Source organism: Acinetobacter tjernbergiae DSM 14971 = CIP 107465, assembly GCF_000374425.1.
Taxonomy (GTDB): Bacteria; Pseudomonadota; Gammaproteobacteria; order Pseudomonadales; family Moraxellaceae; genus Acinetobacter; species Acinetobacter tjernbergiae.
In genome coordinates this window covers 79,124-99,556 of record NZ_KB894358.1, presented here as the reverse complement: position 1 = coordinate 99,556, position 20,433 = coordinate 79,124, and the positions used below count along the sequence as shown (strand labels likewise).

At 39.1% G+C, this 20,433-nt stretch carries 14 protein-coding genes and 1 pseudogene; 7 read left to right on the top strand and 8 right to left on the bottom strand.

Annotated elements, in window-relative coordinates:
• The first annotated feature begins 57 nt into the window (after positions 1–57).
• On the top strand, positions 58–1,620 hold the full coding sequence (locus C502_RS0106040; protein ID WP_018677937.1) for a mechanosensitive ion channel: 1,563 nt from the start codon (positions 58–60) through the stop codon (positions 1,618–1,620).
• Positions 1,621–1,877: 257 nt separating this feature from the next.
• Positions 1,878–2,057, top strand: coding sequence for a hypothetical protein (locus C502_RS0106035; protein ID WP_018677936.1), 180 nt, complete (start codon positions 1,878–1,880; stop codon positions 2,055–2,057).
• 36 nt (positions 2,058–2,093) lie between these two features.
• On the opposite strand, the gene C502_RS0106030 is transcribed toward C502_RS0106035, so the two are convergent.
• Positions 2,094–3,290 (bottom strand): BaiN/RdsA family NAD(P)/FAD-dependent oxidoreductase, encoded by a 1,197-nt coding sequence (locus tag C502_RS0106030; RefSeq protein ID WP_018677935.1) that lies wholly within the window; start codon positions 3,288–3,290, stop codon positions 2,094–2,096.
• A 383-nt stretch (positions 3,291–3,673) separates the two neighbouring features.
• Here C502_RS0106030 and C502_RS0106025 point away from each other — a divergent pair, with 383 nt between their 5' ends.
• Positions 3,674–7,789 (top strand): prealbumin-like fold domain-containing protein, encoded by a 4,116-nt coding sequence (locus C502_RS0106025; protein WP_018677934.1) that lies wholly within the window; start codon positions 3,674–3,676, stop codon positions 7,787–7,789.
• Positions 7,790–7,828: 39 nt separating this feature from the next.
• Here the strand turns inward: C502_RS0106025 and C502_RS0106020 are convergent, their stop codons facing one another.
• The 4 genes from C502_RS0106020 to C502_RS0106005 all read right to left on the bottom strand — a co-directional run bounded on the left by C502_RS0106020 (position 7,829) and on the right by C502_RS0106005 (position 12,156).
• Positions 7,829–8,698 carry a 1-aminocyclopropane-1-carboxylate deaminase/D-cysteine desulfhydrase gene (locus C502_RS0106020; protein WP_018677933.1) on the bottom strand — a complete coding sequence of 290 codons (870 nt, stop codon included), beginning with the start codon at positions 8,696–8,698 and terminating at the stop codon, positions 7,829–7,831.
• 66 nt (positions 8,699–8,764) lie between these two features.
• Positions 8,765–9,922, bottom strand: coding sequence for an HlyD family secretion protein (locus tag C502_RS0106015; RefSeq protein WP_409360630.1), 1,158 nt, complete (start codon positions 9,920–9,922; stop codon positions 8,765–8,767).
• A gap of 25 nt (positions 9,923–9,947) precedes the next feature.
• Entirely contained in the window at positions 9,948–11,594 is a 1,647-nt protein-coding gene (locus C502_RS0106010) for an MFS transporter (protein WP_018677931.1), read from the bottom strand.
• A gap of 13 nt (positions 11,595–11,607) precedes the next feature.
• The gene (locus C502_RS0106005) at positions 11,608–12,156 is read right to left on the bottom strand and encodes a TetR/AcrR family transcriptional regulator (RefSeq protein ID WP_018677930.1); all 549 of its coding nucleotides are present in this window, start codon (positions 12,154–12,156) and stop codon (positions 11,608–11,610) included.
• A gap of 179 nt (positions 12,157–12,335) precedes the next feature.
• On the opposite strand from C502_RS0106005, the gene C502_RS0106000 reads away from it, so the two are divergent.
• Positions 12,336–13,013: a DUF1345 domain-containing protein gene (locus C502_RS0106000; RefSeq protein ID WP_018677929.1), complete on the top strand. Its 678-nt coding sequence runs from the start codon at positions 12,336–12,338 to the stop codon at positions 13,011–13,013.
• A gap of 100 nt (positions 13,014–13,113) precedes the next feature.
• Positions 13,114–13,872 (top strand): class I SAM-dependent methyltransferase, encoded by a 759-nt coding sequence (locus C502_RS0105995; RefSeq protein ID WP_018677928.1) that lies wholly within the window; start codon positions 13,114–13,116, stop codon positions 13,870–13,872.
• A gap of 46 nt (positions 13,873–13,918) precedes the next feature.
• On the opposite strand, the gene C502_RS0105990 is transcribed toward C502_RS0105995, so the two are convergent.
• Complete coding sequence (locus C502_RS0105990) at positions 13,919–15,541, bottom strand: oleate hydratase (RefSeq protein WP_018677927.1); 1,623 nt, start codon at positions 15,539–15,541, stop codon at positions 13,919–13,921.
• Positions 15,542–15,897: 356 nt separating this feature from the next.
• Here C502_RS0105990 and C502_RS0105985 point away from each other — a divergent pair, with 356 nt between their 5' ends.
• Positions 15,898–16,521 (top strand): LysE family translocator, encoded by a 624-nt coding sequence (locus tag C502_RS0105985; RefSeq protein ID WP_026315756.1) that lies wholly within the window; start codon positions 15,898–15,900, stop codon positions 16,519–16,521.
• 83 nt (positions 16,522–16,604) lie between these two features.
• On the opposite strand, the pseudogene C502_RS0105980 reads toward C502_RS0105985, so the two are convergent.
• Positions 16,605–16,850 (bottom strand): annotated as a pseudogene (locus tag C502_RS0105980) (MBL fold metallo-hydrolase); the annotation flags it as partial.
• Between the two features lie 450 nt (positions 16,851–17,300).
• On the opposite strand from C502_RS0105980, the gene C502_RS0105975 reads away from it, so the two are divergent.
• On the top strand, positions 17,301–18,164 hold the full coding sequence (locus C502_RS0105975) for a hypothetical protein (RefSeq protein ID WP_018677924.1): 864 nt from the start codon (positions 17,301–17,303) through the stop codon (positions 18,162–18,164).
• 48 nt (positions 18,165–18,212) lie between these two features.
• Here C502_RS0105975 and metG read toward each other — a convergent pair whose 3' ends face one another.
• Complete coding sequence (gene metG / locus C502_RS0105970) at positions 18,213–20,270, bottom strand: methionine--tRNA ligase (RefSeq protein WP_018677923.1); 2,058 nt, start codon at positions 20,268–20,270, stop codon at positions 18,213–18,215.
• Positions 20,271–20,433 lie beyond the last annotated feature (163 nt).

The following is a 20,433-nucleotide window of genomic DNA, read 5'->3' as shown; positions in this document are numbered from 1 at the left end:
GAACGATGATGGATGATTTATATCAAGATTTAAAAATACAATATAAGGATAACATGCATGAATGAATTTTTTAATGATCCTTCCCATCGAGGAGGATTTGATGGAATGTATTACTGGGATCAGTTTCATCCGATTTTTGCAGCCATTTTCATCTTACTTGTTGGTTGGATTATTGCCTTAGTCATTGCCGCAGGTGTAAAGCGGCTATTGCAAAAGCTAGGCGCTAATCATAAGTTATCTACCGCAACGGGTTTTGCCCCTAATATTGAGCGTTTGCTATCCAAACTGGTGTTTTGGTTTGTAGTGATCCTTGCGGTGGTTGGTGCACTCAATGTTTTAAATATTAGTGGCGTGAGTGATCCGTTTAGTCATATGGTTGGGCGGGTACTCGCTTATATACCAAATTTGTTGGCTGCTGTTGCTGTTGGATTTATTGGCTGGATTGTGGCGCATTTGGTACGAGTAGGGCTGACCAATGTTTTATCTAAAACAGAATTAGATGAGAAACTGAGCAGTGAAGTTGGTGTTAATGCCCTCAGTGGGAATATTGCTGAGATTTTTTACTGGTTGGTTTTATTAATATTTTTACCAATTGTGCTGTCTATTTTAGGTCTAACAGGATTACTAATTCCTGTACAGAATATGCTGAATGAAGCAATTGCTTATCTGCCTAATTTGTTTATTGCAGGTGTGATTATCTTTGTTGGCTATATTCTTGCGAAAATTGTGCGAGGTATTGTTGAAGGTTTGAGTCATAGCTTTGGACTACAAACACAAGCTGAAAAAGTCGGTTTATTTAAAAACTCGAAGGTGTCTAAATTTTTAGGCTCATTTGTATTTGCCATGATTATTATCACTGCTTTGATTGTGGCATTTGAGGCACTGGGTATTCAAGCGATTTCCCAACCCGCAACAACAATGCTGAATGAGATCATGTATGCAATTCCACAGATTATTGCAGCAGGTCTCATTTTAGTTGTCGCTTATATCGTTTCTCGTTTGGTTGGACGTTTAGTGGCTGAGTTGATTTCAGGTGCAGGTGTTGATGAAATCCCAATGAAGCTTGATTTACAACGCTTCCTTGGGCAAACCCGTGTTTCTGATGTGATTGGCTACTTAATCATTTTCTTTACCATGCTGTTTGCTGTTTCAGAAGCTGCGAATCGACTTGGATTAGACCAAGTCAGTGTACTGATTGCGATGTTTATTCAATTTGGTGCCAGTATTTTACTGGGTGCAGTCATTTTGGTGATTGGATTCTGGCTCGCTAATGTCGTGGCGAATGTGGTTCAACGTGGTGAGTACAATAGTTCACGTTGGTTAGCAAACTTGGTCCGTATTTTAATTATGGGCTTGGTAATCGCAATGGGCTTAAAGGCAATGGGAATTGCAGATTCGATTGTGAATTTAGCATTTGGTTTAACACTGGGTTCTGTCGCAGTTGCTTTTGCACTGGCATTTGGTTTAGGTGGTCGTCAACCTGCTGAGCGTTTACTAACAGATTTATTAGACAAAGCAAAAACTGAAGTAAAACAGGCCAATTCATTGCATCAAAACGAAAAAAACTCAACCAATACAGTGAGTCCCACAGCATCATCTTTGCCAGATTTAGATGAATAGTGAAAATAATCTTTGATTTTTTTGATCAAAACGACCACTCTAGGCAGGGTCGTCGTTTTGTTTATATAAGCGTTTTGGGTATTTTTATTGACGAGGTGCGAGGTCATTTTTAGCAACAATAAGACATAAAACTGAATTATAAAATCGCTATGATCAGTGTTTAATGCCTTTTACTATGAAATTTGACCTAAAAAGCAATTCATTTATATATAAAGTATCAATAATCTCTAAATAAAAAGTCTATAGAGGAGAATGAAATGAAGAGGCCAAATCGTGTATTCGCACCGATTATTATTGCAGGCATCACTGTAGGTTTCTTGGCGAGTGCGTACAAATTTGTCGTTTCTAAATCAAATTCAGCCAAAGAAAAACCGCTTGAAAAGATGCAAAAGGTTTCATCTACAGAAGCAGCAAACTCCTCAGATCATCATTCTTAGCAGGATATTGTGTGAGCAGGCTCAATTTGACTTAAATTAAACGAATTGAGCTGCGGCTTGTGCAGAAGACCATGCCCATTGAAAGTTATAGCCTCCTAAGTGTCCAGTCACATCAAGCACTTCACCAACAAAATATAAGCCCTTTTGTTTTTTACTTTCCATGGTTTTTGAAGACACTTCACTGGTATCCACGCCACCCAATGTGACCTCAGCGGTACGGTATCCCTCAGTCCCAGAAGGCTTAACTGAAAAAGCGTGTAGTTGTGTCGCAATCTGTTCCAATTGCAGATCACTGATATTTCCAATCGCTATTTCACTTTGTTCTGCCCAAATCAGTTGTTGTAACTCAAGCACAATACTCTTGGCTGTAAATTCACTGAGTAAAGTACGCAGTAGCACTTTGGGTTGTGACTTTTTCTTTTCTTTTAAAAATTGGATTAAGTCTTGGCTAGGAAAAAAATCAATCTTGAAGCTTTCACCAACATGCCAATAGTTTGAAAGTTGTAATGAACTTGGGCCACTTAAACCACGATGGGTAAATAAGAGTGCTTCAGTAAACTGGTGGCGATCATTCACCAACGTTGCATCTAAAGCATTGCCACTTAAACGTGTTGTCACTTCTTTAAAATGATCCGAAAAAGTGAATGGAACTAAACCTGCACGTGTTGGAAACACATGATGACCAAATTGTTGTGCCAGTTCATAACCGAAACCTGAACCGCCGAGGGTCGGAATGGATAAGCCACCTGTGGCAACGACGACAGACTCACAGTGATATGTTCCTTGACTCGTTTCAATAATAAAACTTGAATCCGCTTGTGCGTTTACTTGTTGTACTTCGCAATGGGTTTGAATCTGGACACGTTTGGCTTTGTCGCATTCAGCAAGTAAAAGTTCAAGAATCTCTTTTGCACCCTTAAGGGTAAAGAGCTGACCATGTTTACGTTCTTCATACTCAATACCATATTCGCAAACCAGACCAATAAAGTCCCAATTGGTATAGCGAGTTAAAGCTGAAATAACGAAATGTGGATTTTCAGAAATATAATGAGCAGGCTCAACGTCCAGATTAGTAAAGTTACATTTACCTCCACCAGACATTAGAATTTTTTTACCCACTTTATTGGCTTTCTCGAGTACCGCAACAGAGCGCCCACGTTTAGCTGCTTCCGCAGCTAACATCAAGCCTGATGCACCTGCACCGATAACAACAACATCAACTTGATGAACCATGAGTATTACTCGATAGACGAAAAGCGAGCGATTATAAAAGATTTGAGTCAAGTTTAGTATGTCCAATTCACAATGCCCAAATTATTTGTAATCGGTGGGAATATCTGATTGGTTTACATCATTAGATACAAAAAATGTTCAGTTTTTTTAAAAATAATCTTTAGTTAAATAAAAAATAATAAGGTACTGATGTAAAATAAAAATGAGAGTTATATCTCTATTTTGCATTAAAGTTTGATATTTTTCTGAAAATTTAGTTAATTTTTTGTTTTTGCAACGGTGTGATTGTTCTTGTCATAAATTATGACGAGAAATTTTTTGGTATTTGAAAATAGCACTCCATTGCAAATCAAGGTGAAAAGTTTAATTTTTTGGGGGCGGTAATGTTTGATATTCACGCTATATATGTATTGATTATCAATAAATTTCGGTGCGATTATTATCTTGTAAGCGTATTGATTGCTACTTTATTTCTTATATTAATTACCCCAATAACACATGCAGCATATCAACGTGGATATTTAAATTTAGGCTTTGAAACACCAACCATTGCGACAGGTAATAATGTTTGTCGTGTCTATATTAGTAGTACCCGTGTACCCGGTTGGCTGACCACACATCCCTATGGCAATGAAGGCTCTAGTGGAACCTGTTCAATTACGACAAATGGTGCTGGGCAGTTAATGGAAATGTGGGCGGGATCAAGAAATATTGACGGTACCAATACCACGCTAACCAATACGATAAAGGCACGGGAAGGCAATCAATTTGTAGAGTTGAATGCGGATGCCGTTTCAACCGTGTCACAGAATATTTGTTTAGTGAATGGTGAGTCAGTATCTTGGAAATTTAGCCATAATGGGCGTAATACAGCGGACGATACCATGTTATTACGCGCTGGAGCTCAGACCATTGCAACTGTATCGACCAGTAAAACAGGTGATGGGCAAGTTACAAGTTGTGTGTCAGGAACATGTTCGGTATTAAGTGGCTCGGGGTCAGGTATTGGGGCAACAACGGGTTCAACTATTAAACGTTGGGCCGATTATAGTGGGACATTTACCTATACAGGCGCAACGGGGCAAGTACCAATGGGGTTTCAGTCCACCTCTGGAACGAGCACCAGCGGAAATTTTTTAGATGCGATACAAATTATTGTAAAACCCATTATTGAGTTTAGTTCAGCCAATTATGTGGTACCTGAAAATGGCGGCACAGTGCAACCGCTTAAGGTTATTGTAGTCGGTGATGTACCGAGTGGTGGTATTTCATTGGTTTTTACTGTGAATGATGGCACAGCCCAATTAGGTGTCGATTATAAAATTAATGGTGGAGTTGCAAACACTTTTACCAAAATCATCCCACAAGGTAATTATGGTGCTGGAACACCGTACGTCCTTGAAGTTCCTGTCGAAATTATTAATGATTTAATTAATGAAGTTGATGACACATTTAGTGTGACGATCAATCAAAGCAATGATTTTCATATTATGTCTTCAAATGATTGCGGTGCATCTGGTAATGGTATCGCAAACTATGTGATCAAAGACGATGATCTGCCGACAGATATGGATTTGAAAGTTGAGAAGAAACAGAGGATTGGAACATCTGGAACCTTTGTAGCTGATTCATTGACGATGAATTTGGGTGATACGATTCAGTATCAACTGGTCATTAGCAATAAAGGTGAAAATGCCGTGAGTGATACCAGCCGTGCAAATTTTAATGATGCAATTCCAAATAATTTCAATACGCTCTCTTTATTAAGTGCAACCAAATCAAATGGTGCAATCACTTGTAATGCGAGTTTTACAGGCAATACGCTTACTGGTCAATTCAGTGGGCCTAAAGGCGCAACGTGTACGCTTATTATTCAAGCGAGAGCAAATGCAGCAGGGATTGTTACCAATACGGCAACGGTGAATGTACCCGCTGCCAATACTGAAATTTTCCCATCTGATAATAGTAGTAGTGTGCAAGTCGCTATTGCTAAAGCTTTAATTACACTCACAAAATCAACAATAGGCGGCTTAGGTACTTTCGGTTTTACACTGACTGGTACAAGCCAAACTTCGGGTTCGATTACAACATTGACTCAGGGTGAAGAATATCAGGTTGATGGTGATACGACGCTGACTGGTGTGCAACCTTTTGTCGTCACAGGAACTGGTAGCATAACGATTAATGAAAGTAGTCTACCTACTGGCGGGGGATGGAGTCTAACTGGAGCAAGTTGCCGTAATAGTGCAGGTAATGCTGTTGGCAGTCAGTCTGGTTCGACTTATACACTTACAGCGACCGATATCACCAATAACCCCAATTTAAACTGTAACTTTGTAAATACCAAAATTCCAACTGTGAAGATTCAGAAAATTTCGCAAGGAGGAACGGGGACGTTTGGTTTTGCGAATACCAATTTATCAAGTAACTCCAGTAATGTTGTAACGAGCTTACAGGGATCACCCAATATTGGAACAGGAATATCTTCTGTTTTAACGGTAGTGAGTAATTCAACCGATGTCGTCATTAGAGAGTCATCAATTGCGACGGGTTATGCGCTAAAATCCGCGAGCTGTGTAGACTCAAATAGCTTAATTACAGGAAATATTGGGACCTTTGGTAATTTTAGTACAGATAGAATCACAATTCCTTATAATCATTTGATTACAGGTGGTGCCGATATTACCTGTACATTTATTAATAGTAAGCCAAGCCTAATAATTAAAAAAATCAGTCGAGGAGGTGTTGGTAAGTTTGATTTCACAGGCAATAATGGGATTGTCAATCACTCAATTACCACAACCACCCAAGATACAGAAACGGTTGGTGAGACTCAGTATTTTACTAGTCCTAATCCTTCAACAGATGCGGTGATCACTGAATCGAGTATGCCAACAGGTTTTCGTTTAACCAATGCAGTTTGTACAGGATTGCCAACTAGCTCTGTAACACCAAATTATGTCAATGGGACAGTCACACTCAATAAAAGTGGAATTGTATCAGGTGCAGATATCATCTGTACGTTAACCAATACGCTAACAACTTTAACATTGATAAAAAAATGGGATAACGCAGTCGCTGGTGATAGTGTAATTGTTAATAGTGTTGGTTTTGATACCAATGCGACCACAGCAGTTTCGGTTGCTGATCAGACAGGCGCAAATGCCACGACGGGAACACCTGTGATTCTGATGCCAAATATGGTCGGAAAAACGGGAACAATTCTTGAGGCATTCAGTAAGGGTGATGCAGCGGATTATAATAGTACCTTGATTTGTACAGGCAATAACACGGCTTTAAATGGTAATAAATTAACGATTCACAGTGATGATGCTGCAATTATTTGTACTTTAACCAATAGTCGAAAAAAACTAGTCCTGATTACAGGGCGTATTTTTAACGATAATGGCGGAACAACCAATAATATCTTGAGTAATGCCTATAATGCACTGCAAGATGCCAATGAATTAGGTATTGCAGGTAGTAGCCTGAAACTCGCAAATTGCTCTGGGGTAGAACTTAATCTTGTGACCATCAGTAATAGTAATGGCGATTATAGTTTTAAAGTAGAAGACAGTGTTTTAACCAATCCATTTTGTATCGTACAGACAAATTTGCCTGAATATAGCTCTGTCAGCGGGGCGAGTCCAACCGGAAGTTATAACCGAAGTACGGATACGATTTCACTCCCTAAAACAACCGCAACCAGTTATCCAAATAATAATTTTGGTGATGCAAATCTGAATATCATCCTGACTGAAGACGGGCAACACACCATAGCTTCTGGAGACGTCACAGATTATCCGCATCGTCTTAATTCACAAGCTCCAGTACAAATTACTCAGTTCAATCAGTTGTCTAGCCAACAACCTAACAGTGGTAATGACCAAGTTTGGCAAGCTCTGGTTTATAAAGATACGAATTGTAATGGGAGTGTGGATAGTGGTGAAACCATATTTAATCCAACCGTAGCGAATCCATATACATTACAACCCAATGCAGATCTTTGTTTGGTTCAGCGTGTTCATTCACCTACAAATGTCATGGCAGGTGCACAGCATGTTTCGACCTTAGAGGCAAGTTATAGTGTAATCTTGGCAAATCCAACACAGACAATGATGGGGAAATCAATTAAACGACAAGATGTCACATTGGTTGGTAAAGCGGGTCTTAGCTTAACTAAAAAGGTACGTGCAGTTGCAAGTTGTCCTTCAACGTCGGCTGATCAAAACCAATTTGCTGTAACGAATCAAGCAAATAAGGTCGACCATTTAGAGTATGAAATCACCTATAAAAATAATAGTACCAAGCTGCTGAATAATGTGAAAATTAAGGATAGTTTACCTATAGCCACCAGTTTCGGTAGTATGAGTTGCAATTCAACACCGAATGGTAATACGTGTAATATCAATCATGTCGGAGATGCATTGGAGTGGAACTTGACTGGTGTATTAAATCCCGCAGCGACAGGAACAGTGAGGTTTTGTGTAAATCAATAACATCAATCTAGGTTGAATGATAAAAATGATTTTGGTGATTTATGTTTTTAAACGGCCTTGTAGCCCACCTGTATGAATCGCCAAAATCCGTGTATTTGCTGGAAAGTGGTTCTGTTGAATTAAATCGAACAACCCCATCATCATCTTAGCGGTATAAACCTGTTCTAAAGGAATTGCATATTGCTGTTCAAATTGCTGCATAAATTGTAGTAGTTCATCGGTAGTTTTCGCATAACCCCCACAACAATAGGCATCGGTTAATGTCCAATTGGTTTTAGTGGTCCACTGTTGAATATCGTGTTGTAAAAAATTCCCCTTTAATGCAGAAAAACCCACTATCTGTTGTTGATTTGAACTACTTTCAATCAGTCCTGCAATTGTTCCACCAGTTCCAACGGCACAGCAAATGACATCATAATTCTTTCGGTCATCTTCGTTCAGAATTTCCTGTGTTCCTTGCAGAGCAAGTTCATTCGTTCCACCTTCTGGAATAATAAAGGCTTGAGAGTATTGCTGCTGTAGTTGTTGTAAATACTCAACATCATGGCGGAGCCGATATTCGGCTCGGCTGACAAAATGCAGTTGCATGCCAAAATCTTGTGCTGTTTGTAGGGTAGGATTTAAGTCTTGGGTCGCAAGTTCTTCACCACGAATAATGCCAATACTTTGAAAGCCAAAGCGTTGAGCTGCATAAGCCGTTGCTGCAATATGATTGGAGAATGCACCACCAAACGTTAGTACTTGAGACAAACCTTGTTGTTGTGCAGCGAGTAAGTTGTATTTCAGCTTAAAAAATTTATTGCCTGAAATTTGAGGATGAATCAGATCCAAACGCTTAATGGTTAATTGAACCGAATTGCTAAGCGCTAATGTTTGATAGGGCGTGGGAAAAGCAATGTGATCAAACATTTTCGAACAAGGGAAATGAATTTGATCACATTGTAAATGGATTTGATTGAGAATGTCAGTCTTGTATTAGGAGCCAGTATCTACAGAGCTAATCACCGACATACCTGGTCGTAATTTTTCCATGCCTTTTTGATTTGGATCAATCGCAATACGGACAGAAATCCGTTGTACCACTTTGGTGAAATTACCTGTCGCATTGTCAGGTTTAAGTACACTAAATTCTGAACCTGCGGCAGGGGAAATCTGCTCAACATGCCCCGTAAATTTCTGATGATTGATGGCATCAACAGTGAAATACGCTTTTTGCCCAATTTTCATGTTGGCGATTTGGGTTTCTTTAAAGTTGGCAATGACCCACGTTTGTTTTGGAATCAAATAAAGTAATTGTGTTCCTGCCGCTACATATTGACCTACACGAGGGTTGACCTCACCCAATTGCCCATCGAATGGCGCGACAATGGTACTGTAGTCTTTGGTTGTATTGGCTTGGTCAAGTTGTGCTTGCGCGCTATTGACTTGTGCTTTTAAGCCAGATTGTGCCACTTGTGCCGTTTTTAACGATTCTTGTGCCACTAAAATATTGGCTTCAGCTTGCTTGAGTAAAGCGTGATTATTTTGCACATCTGCTGCTGCTTTATCTTGTTCAGATTTTGAAGCAGCACCACTATCTCCAAGTTGTTGATAGCGTTTTAACTGCGCTACGGATAAGTCATATTGTGCTTTAACCTGATCCAGCTTGGCCTGTGCTGCCACAACATCAGCCTGACGTTGAGCAATCGCTTGGGTTTGATTAGCAAGACTGTTTTCAGCCTGCTCTACCCCTGATGCTGCTTGCGTCACTTTTTGGTCATAGGTGGTGGCATCAATATGCATCAACACTTGACCTTGTTTGACTTGATCAAAGTCTTTGACCAACACGTCTTTAACATAGCCATTAATTTGTGAGGACAGAATCGTGGTTTTACCTTTTACATAGCTATTGTCGGTTTGTTCAACGGCTGTATGAAAGGGACCAATGCGCCACGCCCATAAGATAATGGTAATGCCAACTATTAGCACAAGTAACATCCACCAAAGGGTCGAGTGTTTGGTTTTAATCAGTTTACTCGTCGGTGGTGGAGGTGGTGGCAATTGTGCGGTAGGCGCTTTTACCACTTGAGTACTCTCATTTTGTTTCACATCTGAAGCGTTATCGCTGTCAGGTTTATCTTGTTCAGACATAATCTTTTCTCAATCTAATACGGTGGTACTAACTGGCTGTTTGCAAACTTTTTCGGGTTTTGTATTTATTCCGTGCATATTTGAATAAGCCCCAAAGTAGTAAAACCACTGCAAAAATGCCATTTAATGCAATTACATCGTTATAGGCTCGGACTTGGGCTTCACGGGTTACTACTTTATTCAGATTCTGCAAGGCTTGGTTGTTTTGCAAAACAGGATCATTGCTGTTGAGCATGGCACTATGTTGATAGGTTTGTAAGCGTTGCGCGACGATGGGGTCGGTAGGGTCGAGACTGCTGTTGATTTCTACTTTATAGTCATAGGTATGGCGTTGCTGATAGGTGTTAAAGAAGGATGAACCGACTAAACCACCAAAGTTTTGCGTTGCTGAAAACAATACAATAAAGGTCACTACATATTGAGGACCGCGTTGTAAAGTTCGCATAAAGCCCATGAGTAACAGTGGGCCGATAAAGACCCCACCTGCAAAGCTGACTAAAAATTGACTGCGATAGAAATTGGCAGGACGAACGTCACTGGTGAGGTGATAATCTAAGGCGCAGGCAATTAAAATTAAGATTTCAGCGAGAAATAAATTCAGAATGAGGCGTTCACGGTGAAAGGTGAGTGCACTAAAGACTGAGCCTGCGATGGTGCCACAGAAAATCACGACATAGAGTGGGACAAACTGATCAGGTCCCATACCTATGGTTTTGAGAAAATTAACTGCGGCATAACTCTGTTCTGACATTAACAAACGTAAGGCAAAGGCGCTGACCACAAAACTGAGTAAATCGCCCGCTGCTAACCAACGCGTCATGATCAATGGATTAGCACGATAATGTTCGTAAGTAAGACCAAAAACAATTAAACAAAAACCCACAATTAAGGTATAGGCCAACCAAGGGCTATCAAACCACCAATGAATTGGACCTTGGGTTAATACAATACACAAACATGCAAAACCGGGAGCGAGCAAAGCAAAAGTGAAGAAGTCCTGTTTTTCAAAAACCTGTAAACGCAAGCTTCGAGGAAGCTTCAAGGCAACCACCATCGCTAAACAACAGATCGCTAAGCCTAGTTCAAAGGTATAAATCACATCCCACTGATTGGCACTCAGCAAGAACGGGGAAATGATCCACGCCAAGGGTAGACCAAGCTGTTGAAATCCGAATGCTAAATAAATTCCTTTGGCCATATCGGCTTTACCAAAAGCTTGCATGGTGTAATACATACCCAATGAGCTAAGGGGTGCAGCTGCTAAGCCAGCGATGAAACGAACAAACAAGGCCATTTCATAGGTTTTGACAAAAATGTGTAAGATCAATACGCCAATAAAAACCAATAGACCAATTTCTGAGAATAGGCGCAAACCATATTGTTGACGGGCTTTAAATAAAATCAGGTTAGAACTGACATTCGCCATCACATAAGCCGCAGGTAACCAAGCAGCTTGAGAAGGGGTTAGAGCATATTCACCTTGGAAAATGGGCAAATTCGCAACGATAAAGCCATTACTTAAGCTGGCAGCAATACAAATAAACAGCCCAATAAAAAAATAGGCGAAGCGTTTTGGTTTAGCGTGTGCGATTGCTGCGGGCGAGCCGGGTAAGGTTGGACGCTCATCGGCAGACCAATCAGGAGGAGTTTCAAGATAGCGAGGGCTTTTATCCATGTTATTCCTCGAACTAAACTTTAATGCCGTTTAATAATAATTCTATTGCACGTTGTGCTAAGCGAATTTGATCAGAACGATGATGTCCCTGAAATGAAGAGCCTAAAATCGCCGTAATCATGCCAAAATCTTGCGGGGTCAGATCAGGGCGACAGAGTCGATGTTCAATTGCTTGATCAATCAGTGGTTGCAGTGCTTTGTCACGTCTTTCATAAATGTTTAGCATGATTGGGTCTTGTCGATCAATAATGCGCCAGTAATCAATCAATACCACCAAATGTGGAAGTTGTTCAACGTGGCCTTCGATTAGACGAATAAAACCATCATTGAGTCCTTGTAAGGCTAGAGCACGTTGCTCTAAACGAGTCATTGCTTGTTCAAGTAAAGCCAGCATCAATGCTTTTCGATCTGCAAAATTACGATAAAAGGTCGCACGACCAACGCCTGCATGATCAATAATGGTTTGTAATGGGACGTGAACACCGTGTGTTCTAAAGACTTCCTCTGCTGCGTTGAGGAGTTCGTCACGATTATGCGCTGCCAATTGCTGACGTTTTGCCATGACTCAAATTCTTGAAAGATCGAATCTTAATTAAACGGACATTTTTGTCCGAAGTAAATCTTAAGCCGCTTATATTTTGTTTAATTTAAGTAAAATACATGTGATATGGTGTTCCGATAAGACTTTATAACGTCAAAATAAGCATCAATTGAGACTAAACACAAAACAAAAGGTGAAGAATGCAGGGCTTTATACAGCGTTTTGCGAGAGGGCTAAAACATCGCCCATACTTATCAGCAACCTTTAGTTTAGGTCTCGTGATTTATGCAGTTTTGCATTTTTTCACCGATTGGCAATGGGCGACTTGTCTACAAATCGGCTGGAATATTGCCATTTGGTTATATTTATTTCTGACTTTAAAAATGATGTGGCGCTTAGACTCGACCCATATTTTACAACGCGCTCAGCAACAAGATGCAGGCAAATGGGCGATTCTAAATGTCGTGTTGATTGCGATTGTGATTTGTTTTATTTCAATTGTGGTACAACTCAGTCATGTCCCCAAAGATCAGGCTTTTTTAAAAGGATTTCTGATTTTATTGACCATCGGGACTATTTTTTCAACATGGCTGTTGCTGCATACTTTATTTGCGATTCATTATGCGCATGATTATTATCTTGCCAAGAGTCAGCAAAAGAATTCTGGTTTAGATTTTCCAAAAACTGATCAACCTGATTATCTCGATTTTATTTATTTTAGTTATATTATTGGCACTTCTGCACAAACGGCAGATGTTTCGATTACCAGTTCTGAATTGAGGCATCTGAATATTTTTCATTGTGTCTTGGCTTTTATTTTTAATACCATGATTTTAGCCATCGCAATCAATGTGGCAGCCAGTTTGATTGGATTATAATTGATAACTTATTTTTATTGATTGAATTAAAATTCATCATTTTTATTTTTGATTAGTGTCGTCTATTTTAAAAGCTGGACGACATCGCAAGGATAAAAACATGACCACTCAGCATCAAGTTAATCAACAGCAATATCAAGATAAATCGCAAGCTTATTTAAACAGCCAAGTGCATGCACAAGGCGTCGAATTTCAGAAAATGCAACAACTCATCCAATCTCATCAATTTCAAAAAGTCTTGGATTTGGGCTGTGGCGGTGGGCATGTGACTTATCAGGTGGCAGCATTGGTTGATGAAATAGTTGCCTATGATTTAACGCCGTCAATGGTTGAGCTTGTATCGACTCAAGCCAAACAAAGAGGTTTTGAAAATGTGATTGCCCAACAAGGTGCAGCGGAACAATTGCCTTTTGTAGACCAATATTTTGACTGTGTCATCACGCGTTATTCAGCGCATCATTGGCAGAGTGCGGCTCAGGCAATGCATGAAATTTATCGTGTATTAACTCAAGACGGCAAAGTTATTATTGTTGATATTTTAGGAAATTCAAACCCAGCGATTGATAGCTTTTTTCAGACCATTGAAATGATTCGAGATCCGAGTCATGTCAGAAATTATAGTTTAGAAGAATGGATGCATTTCGCGGAATATACAGGCTTTAAAGTTGAAACCGTTGCAAAGCAGCATCTAGGTTTAGATTTCCAAAGTTGGACAGAACGGATGCAAACGCCTGAATATGCCATTACCACCATACGTGATTTACAGACCAAAGCATCAGAGCAGGTGCAACGATATTATCAAATCAAAGCTGATGGTTCATTTAGCAGTGACGTTGCTTATATCGTTTTATCAAAATAAGTTGAACAACCATAGGGCAGCAATCCGCCCTATGGTTATTTAAAACTTAGTGAAAGACTGCTTCCAAAGCATTTAAGCCAACTTTAGGATCAAGTAAACCATTGTAAATCTCTGGAATTTCACGCTCGACACCTAATAGTTGATAAATGGCAATCATGGCACAACGTACTGAATATTCCACAGTGAAAACCACATCATCTTCAAGCTCTACGAACTGACCTAAGAAAGCAAAGTTGACCGCATTTTCTGGAATCACCAATGGGCGATCACCTGCTTTACGGCATGCAAATAGGGCAGAGGCATAAGGCATCATTACTGTGCTAATGTCGGTATGTGCCAACACATGATCCAAGATGTCATCGAAACCAAGTTGATGAATCAACTCAATTAAAATCTCTTGACCTGTCGCTTCACTCATCGGTTTTTTAATGTAATCACCGATATGGTCAATTTCAAAACCATAGCCCCATAAGGTGAATTTACCTTCTGGTAAGTCAGCAAAATGCGGTTGTGCAGGAACGACCACAGACAAATGCCAACCAGATTCAAACCAAGTCATTAATGCACCTGTACCAGGTTCATTTCCTGTGTAATCAATAATCCGTTTTAGCAGCACATCATCATGCATGGTCAGGGTAAAAGATTTCCATTTATGCTCATCAATGTTGCCATAGAAGGTCATTGGGCGACCAAAATCAGGGGCTTTTTGAGCCAATGTTTCCCACAAACGCCAGCCATGATCTTGTCGATCACGAATCAGCTCAGGAACATCGAATTTATCACCATAGCGTGAATCAGCTGTAATTGAACCTAAAGTAAAGAGCGCAAGATCATGCTCACCCAGTTGAATTTGTTCAGTGCCTTCTGGAATGTTGACATAAAGTTGAGTTGCCTTACGTTCCTTCGTTTGGGCATCTTCGACAAAGTCCGCATCTGTAACATAACTACCGAAACGAACATCAACGCCTTGTTCCACTAACCAACGTTGTAGGGGGTGAATCATTGAATCATATTGATTGTATTTGGTTCGTTTCACGCCTGCTAAGGTATGGATGCGCGGTAATTCTTGAATGAAACGTAAAAAATAACGGCGTAATTCTGCTGCGCTATGCCATTTTTGAAAGGCAAACGTGGTTCGCCACATCCGCCAAAAATTGCTTTGGAAAAATGCATCATCAAAAAATTCATCAATACGGCGGCTACCGATACGATCTTCTTTTAATGCCAGTAGACGTAACATTTGAGCGCGGTTGAGCGTTGATAATCCCAATTTTTGAGCTTCTGCAATAATATGATTTGAGTCGATCAAACGTGCTTGAGCATTGGTTTTAACTTGTTCGTTAAACTCACGACATTCTTCACGGACAGAAATGTCTGGATTTTCTAAAGACGGGATGCTTGAAAATAAATCCCAAGTACACAGATAAGTCTCATCAGTTAGCATACGTCCACCACGTGTGACCCATGCTTGATTTGGATTGAGTGGATTATGCCCACCATCCATCGAACCACCTGAAACATTGAGTTCTTCTAAAATATGAATATGTTTGGCTGGCACTTTTGCATCGCGGATGGCAAATGCCGCAGCAGCCATACCTGCAATGCCGCCGCCAACAATCCAAAGATGTGATTTAGAGCGATCGAGAGTATTCAGTTTTTTACTTTGCATCTCATGTGCCTCATTTGTAGTTCTAAAGGAAAAATTAAAAACCATATTTTTATTATGGGATTGTATTGTGTAAAAATATATGAAAGTTATGCTAAAAAATGATGATAAATTTTTATCATAAAAATACTTTAATAGAAAAAATGGATACACAACAAAATCTTAATATTCCTGTGTTATGTTTTAACTATTTGATATTGAAATTAAATTGAGTTTTTGCTCTATTTTATTGTTTTGTAAAATTATTAGTTTGATCAAACAGGAGATTAATTTTTCCGTTGATGTCAAAAAATTGTATCTTCTGTCGTGGTTTTTTAAGTAAAATAATGGTTGAAAATTACTTTAATACAGAGGCTCACTTGGAATCATTATTGATTTTAGGCTCTATTACTTTGGCATTAATGTTAGGTGCTATTAGTCCTGGCCCTACATTTATTTATGTCGCCAAAAACTCAATTGCGATTTCTCGTAAACATGGCTTATTTACTGCTTTAGGTACAGGCACGGGTGCAGCATTATTTGGTTTACTTGCAGTGATGGGGCTACAAGCAATTTTGTTGGCTGTGCCTTCTGCCTATATTGCTTTGAAAGTTTTTGGTGGTCTGTACTTACTTTGGCTGGCGTTTAAAATCATTAAACATGCTAAAGAACCCATGGAAGCCATGAATGGTACTGTGAAGACCATGAGCTATGCACAGGCTTTTCGTTTAGGGCTGATTACCCAGCTTAGTAACCCTAAAATTGCGATTATCCTTGCCAGTATTTTTACCGCGTTATTACCAAAAGAAATCCCAACGTATTTCTATGTGGTGTTGCCGATGTTGTGCTTCTTTATTGATGCAGGTTGGTATTCTCTGGTTGCGGTGGCATTGTCTGCGGAAAAACCACGCCGTGTATATTTAAAGTTTAAGAAAGTATTTGATCGTGTTGCAGGTGGGGTAATGACCTTACTTGGGTTGAAGTTGATCTTTGGGATGAAGTGATTATTTTAGTTGTCGCCAATCTAGGTTAAAGCAACAGACTGTAAAGGTTTTCCTGTAACGTGAATGGCGTTACTTGGGATTTAGATGCTTTTATTTTGATTGACGTAGTATTTTTTAATATTTGATACACTTGCTCTTTGATATATCTTTAAAAAGGTTGGTGGCATAAAGCTTGTACCATCGAGCAGGGCAGTGATTTGTACGTCACCTGCTTGATGTTGGTAGTAACCAGCGACTTGTTTTTGCTGTTCAATGACTGGTAGGGTTTTGCTTGTTTCTGCGTGAGTAAGTAGGGGAAAGTATGAACTCAATAGAGCCAAAGCCAGCATTTTTTTTCATTTATAAATATTCTCGAAATTAGTTGGATTGTCTATTTTTAGCACATGAGATAGATTTTTTCATCTGTTTTTTTATTGATAGAATATTGTGATTATAGATGCTACAGAAATTCCAATTCAGACGTCAGAAAACAGAAGAAAAGCTCGAGTGATAAGAAAAATATGTATACGATTAAATATAGGCTTCGATTGGCTACAAAACTCAGAAAACTCTAAGTTTATGTGCCGGTCGGGACTCAATGTAAGATTTTTAGCTATTTAAAAGAAAGTTAATCAAATTTATTTAAGGAATTTATCCTAGCAGGTAAAGATTATCAGGAGGTTAATGAGTTTTGTCTGAATAGGCTTGCTTTCATCCAAAGCTACAAGAAAATCTAAATTAGAAATAACTTATGAATGAGATTTAATAATGAATGAAATATTGGAACATGGGGGAATTCTGTGCCTTATAAAATATTAAATTATTATGGAAAGATATTTATCATTTTCATCATCATTTTTTCAAGTAAATATGTTTATGCTGAACGAGTAGCTGATCCTGATACATTTTTAAAAATGCTCATTTCACAACAACTACTTTTTGCAGATTGCCGAAAAAAATATCCACAACAAATGCAGGAAATTTATGGGGCTGAAACCAATGTGTTTGAAGCTTTAGATAAAAATGGTCGGTATGATAAAAACTTTAAGGCAAATGTAGATAAGATATTTATTCATTTAGATCCTGAAAAAAAGCAAAGTTTGACGCAGGAGGTAACGAGTGAATTTAAGCAAGTAAAAAATAAAGAGGGAATGCTTTGTACAAATTTTTTAACCCAAAAGAAACACATAAATCTTAAGTTGAATAAAATTGTATATGATCCAAAGACCATGCTTTTTTATTTAAATATTCAAAATTACTGGTTACAAGCTAAGATAACAAGTGATGCTTTACCATGTAATTGTGAGGAAAAAAACACAAATTTAGAAGAAGTCCGCCAATTCACTCTAAAAAACCGGAATAAAATCTTAAAAACTGATCTTCTATATATGCAGCAACGAGAAGATGGTGTGAATGAAGCATCCATGATGATTATGTGGAAAAATGATCATCAAGAATTAAGTCAAAGTGAAACTCAAGCATTGAGTGAAAATAATCGTATTATTGATGATTTTGGTTTTGAATCTATTGTACCTATAGAGCAGGCAACTCTACCCGCTAATTTAACAAGCTTTTTAGAAGGGGAATATGCTTTAACTTATGAGTGTAAAATTGATTATATTCATGCAAAAAATTCAACATGCATAAAAACATTTGTTAAATGATTGTGACAATATGACAAGGCTTCCGAAGAGGCCTTGTCATATATTCGATTAAGAAACTTTATCACCCGCTTTAGCACCAGATTCAGGTGAAATCACCCAAACACCTTCGCCATTACCTGCGGCAAGTACCATACCGTTTGAGATACCAAAACGCATTTTACGAGGAGCAAGGTTAGCCACCATTACTACCAATTTACCTTTTAAGTCTTCTGGCTGATAAAACTCACGAATACCACTAAACACATTACGTGGTTCAGCTTCACCAACGTTTAAAGTCAATTGAAGTAATTTATCAGAACCTTCTACCGTTGCAGCTTCTAAAACTTCAGCTACACGGAGGTCAACTTTTATAAAGTCTTCAATACCAATAATTTCAGCTTCACCCACTTTAGGTTCAGGCTTCTTCTCGGCTTTCTTCTCTTTTTTCTTTTCCACTTTTGGCGCTTCTGCCGCAGCAGCTAAAGAATCTTTCGATGCATCCACCATTGCTGCAACGGCTTTAGGATCAACACGTTGCATTAAAGGTTGGAATTGAGCAATTTCATGTGCAACTAAAACTTGCTGACGTGATGCAAAATCAAAGCTTTCAAGTTGTAAGAAAGCCTGAACTTGAGCAGCAAGTGTTGGAAGAACAGGAGCCAAGTAAATCGCAAGTTGACGGAATAAGTTAATACCAACCGAGCAAACATCATGAACTTGTTGTTCTTGACCTTCTTGCTTCGCAAGTGCCCAAGGTTTTTTCTCATCAATATATTGATTCGCTTTATCCGCAAGTGCCATGATTTCACGAACAGCCGCAGAAAATTCACGTGCTTCATAAGCTTGTGCGATTGAATCACCCGCATCAATAAAGCTTTGAACCAGTTCAGGCTCGGCACAGGTATTTGAAAGCGTATTATTGAAATTGCTGTTAATGAATTTTGCACAACGGCTGGCGATATTCACCACTTTACCCACAAGGTCAGAATTCACTTTCTGTACGAAGTCATCTAAGTTCAAATCTGAATCTTCAACTTTGTCAGAAAGCTTAGACGCAAAGTAATAACGTAAATATTCAGGATTCAAGTGCTGTAAATAGGTCTCAGCTTTGATGAATGTACCGCGAGACTTCGACATCTTCTGACCATTCACAGTCAAGAAACCATTCACGAATAAACCTGATGGGGTACGGTAGTTCGCACCTTCAAGCATTGCAGGCCAGAACAGCGCATGGAAATAAACGATGTCTTTACCAATGAAGTGATACACTTCTTTATCGCTATCTTTTTTCCAGAAGTCATCAAAGCTTAAATCAGGACGTTTGGTTTTGATGTAGTTTTCAAAACTCGACATATAACCAATCGGTGCATCCACCCAAACATAGAAATATTTGTTTGGCGCATCTGGAATTTCAAAACCAAAATAAGGCGCATCACGCGAAATATCCCAATCTGATAAACCTGCTTCAAACCATTCATCTAGCTTGTTGGCAATTGAAACAGGTAAACGACCTTGGTCACGGGTCCATTTCTGTAAATATTCTGAGAAATTCGGAAGTTTAAAGAAATAGTGATCTGACGATTTCTCAACAGGAGTCGCACCACTCAATGTTGAGCGTGGGTTCAATAATTCAGTTGCATTGTAAGTTGTACCGCACACTTCGCATGCATCGCCGTATTGATCTTCTGACTTACATTTTGGGCATGTGCCTTTAATGAAACGGTCAGACAGGAACATGCCTTTTTCAGGATCAAAAAGCTGATTTACAGGACGAATTGCAATATTGCCTGCTTCACGGTTCTTAATATAAATTTCTTCTGAACGCGCTTTGTTCTCATCACTATTGGTTGAATCATAGTGATCGAAATGCACGCTAAAACCATCAAAATCACGAATGTGCTCTTTCTGAACATTGGCAATTTGCGCTTCAGGACTGATGCCATTAGCTTCAGCACGTAACATGATCGCAGTACCATGAGCATCATCCGCACATACGTAAGTCACGTCATGACCCATTGCACGCATCGCACGAACCCAAATATCTGCTTGGATATAACCGAGTAAGTGTCCCATATGGATTGGACCATTGGCATAAGGAAGGGCATTGGTGACTAAAATTTTACGCACGGATATTGTTCTCTCATTCGTATTTACAAGGCAAATGATTTTACATGACTTAAGAGCGACTTGCACAAGGGAATCGGTGAAATCTTTTTAGCCTGATGGGGAATCATTATTTTCAAACTTCATACAAGCTTCACTTTGGCTTCAACCAAAACACATTTCATTT

What these genes read in the sequence shown, in the direction of transcription:
- C502_RS0105995 (WP_018677928.1), top strand. Translation starts at nt 13,114, where the DNA reads ATGACCACTCAGCATCAAGTTAATCAACAGCAATATCAAGATAAATCG.
- C502_RS0106020 (WP_018677933.1), bottom strand. Translation starts at nt 8,698, where the DNA reads ATGTTTGATCACATTGCTTTTCCCACGCCCTATCAAACATTAGCGCTT.
- C502_RS0106030 (WP_018677935.1), bottom strand. Translation starts at nt 3,290, where the DNA reads ATGGTTCATCAAGTTGATGTTGTTGTTATCGGTGCAGGTGCATCAGGC.
- C502_RS0106040 (WP_018677937.1), top strand. Translation starts at nt 58, where the DNA reads ATGAATGAATTTTTTAATGATCCTTCCCATCGAGGAGGATTTGATGGA.
- C502_RS0106000 (WP_018677929.1), top strand. Translation starts at nt 12,336, where the DNA reads ATGCAGGGCTTTATACAGCGTTTTGCGAGAGGGCTAAAACATCGCCCA.
- C502_RS0105990 (WP_018677927.1), bottom strand. Translation starts at nt 15,541, where the DNA reads ATGCAAAGTAAAAAACTGAATACTCTCGATCGCTCTAAATCACATCTT.
- C502_RS0106035 (WP_018677936.1), top strand. Translation starts at nt 1,878, where the DNA reads ATGAAGAGGCCAAATCGTGTATTCGCACCGATTATTATTGCAGGCATC.
- C502_RS0106005 (WP_018677930.1), bottom strand. Translation starts at nt 12,156, where the DNA reads ATGGCAAAACGTCAGCAATTGGCAGCGCATAATCGTGACGAACTCCTC.
- C502_RS0106010 (WP_018677931.1), bottom strand. Translation starts at nt 11,594, where the DNA reads ATGGATAAAAGCCCTCGCTATCTTGAAACTCCTCCTGATTGGTCTGCC.
- C502_RS0106025 (WP_018677934.1), top strand. Translation starts at nt 3,674, where the DNA reads ATGTTTGATATTCACGCTATATATGTATTGATTATCAATAAATTTCGG.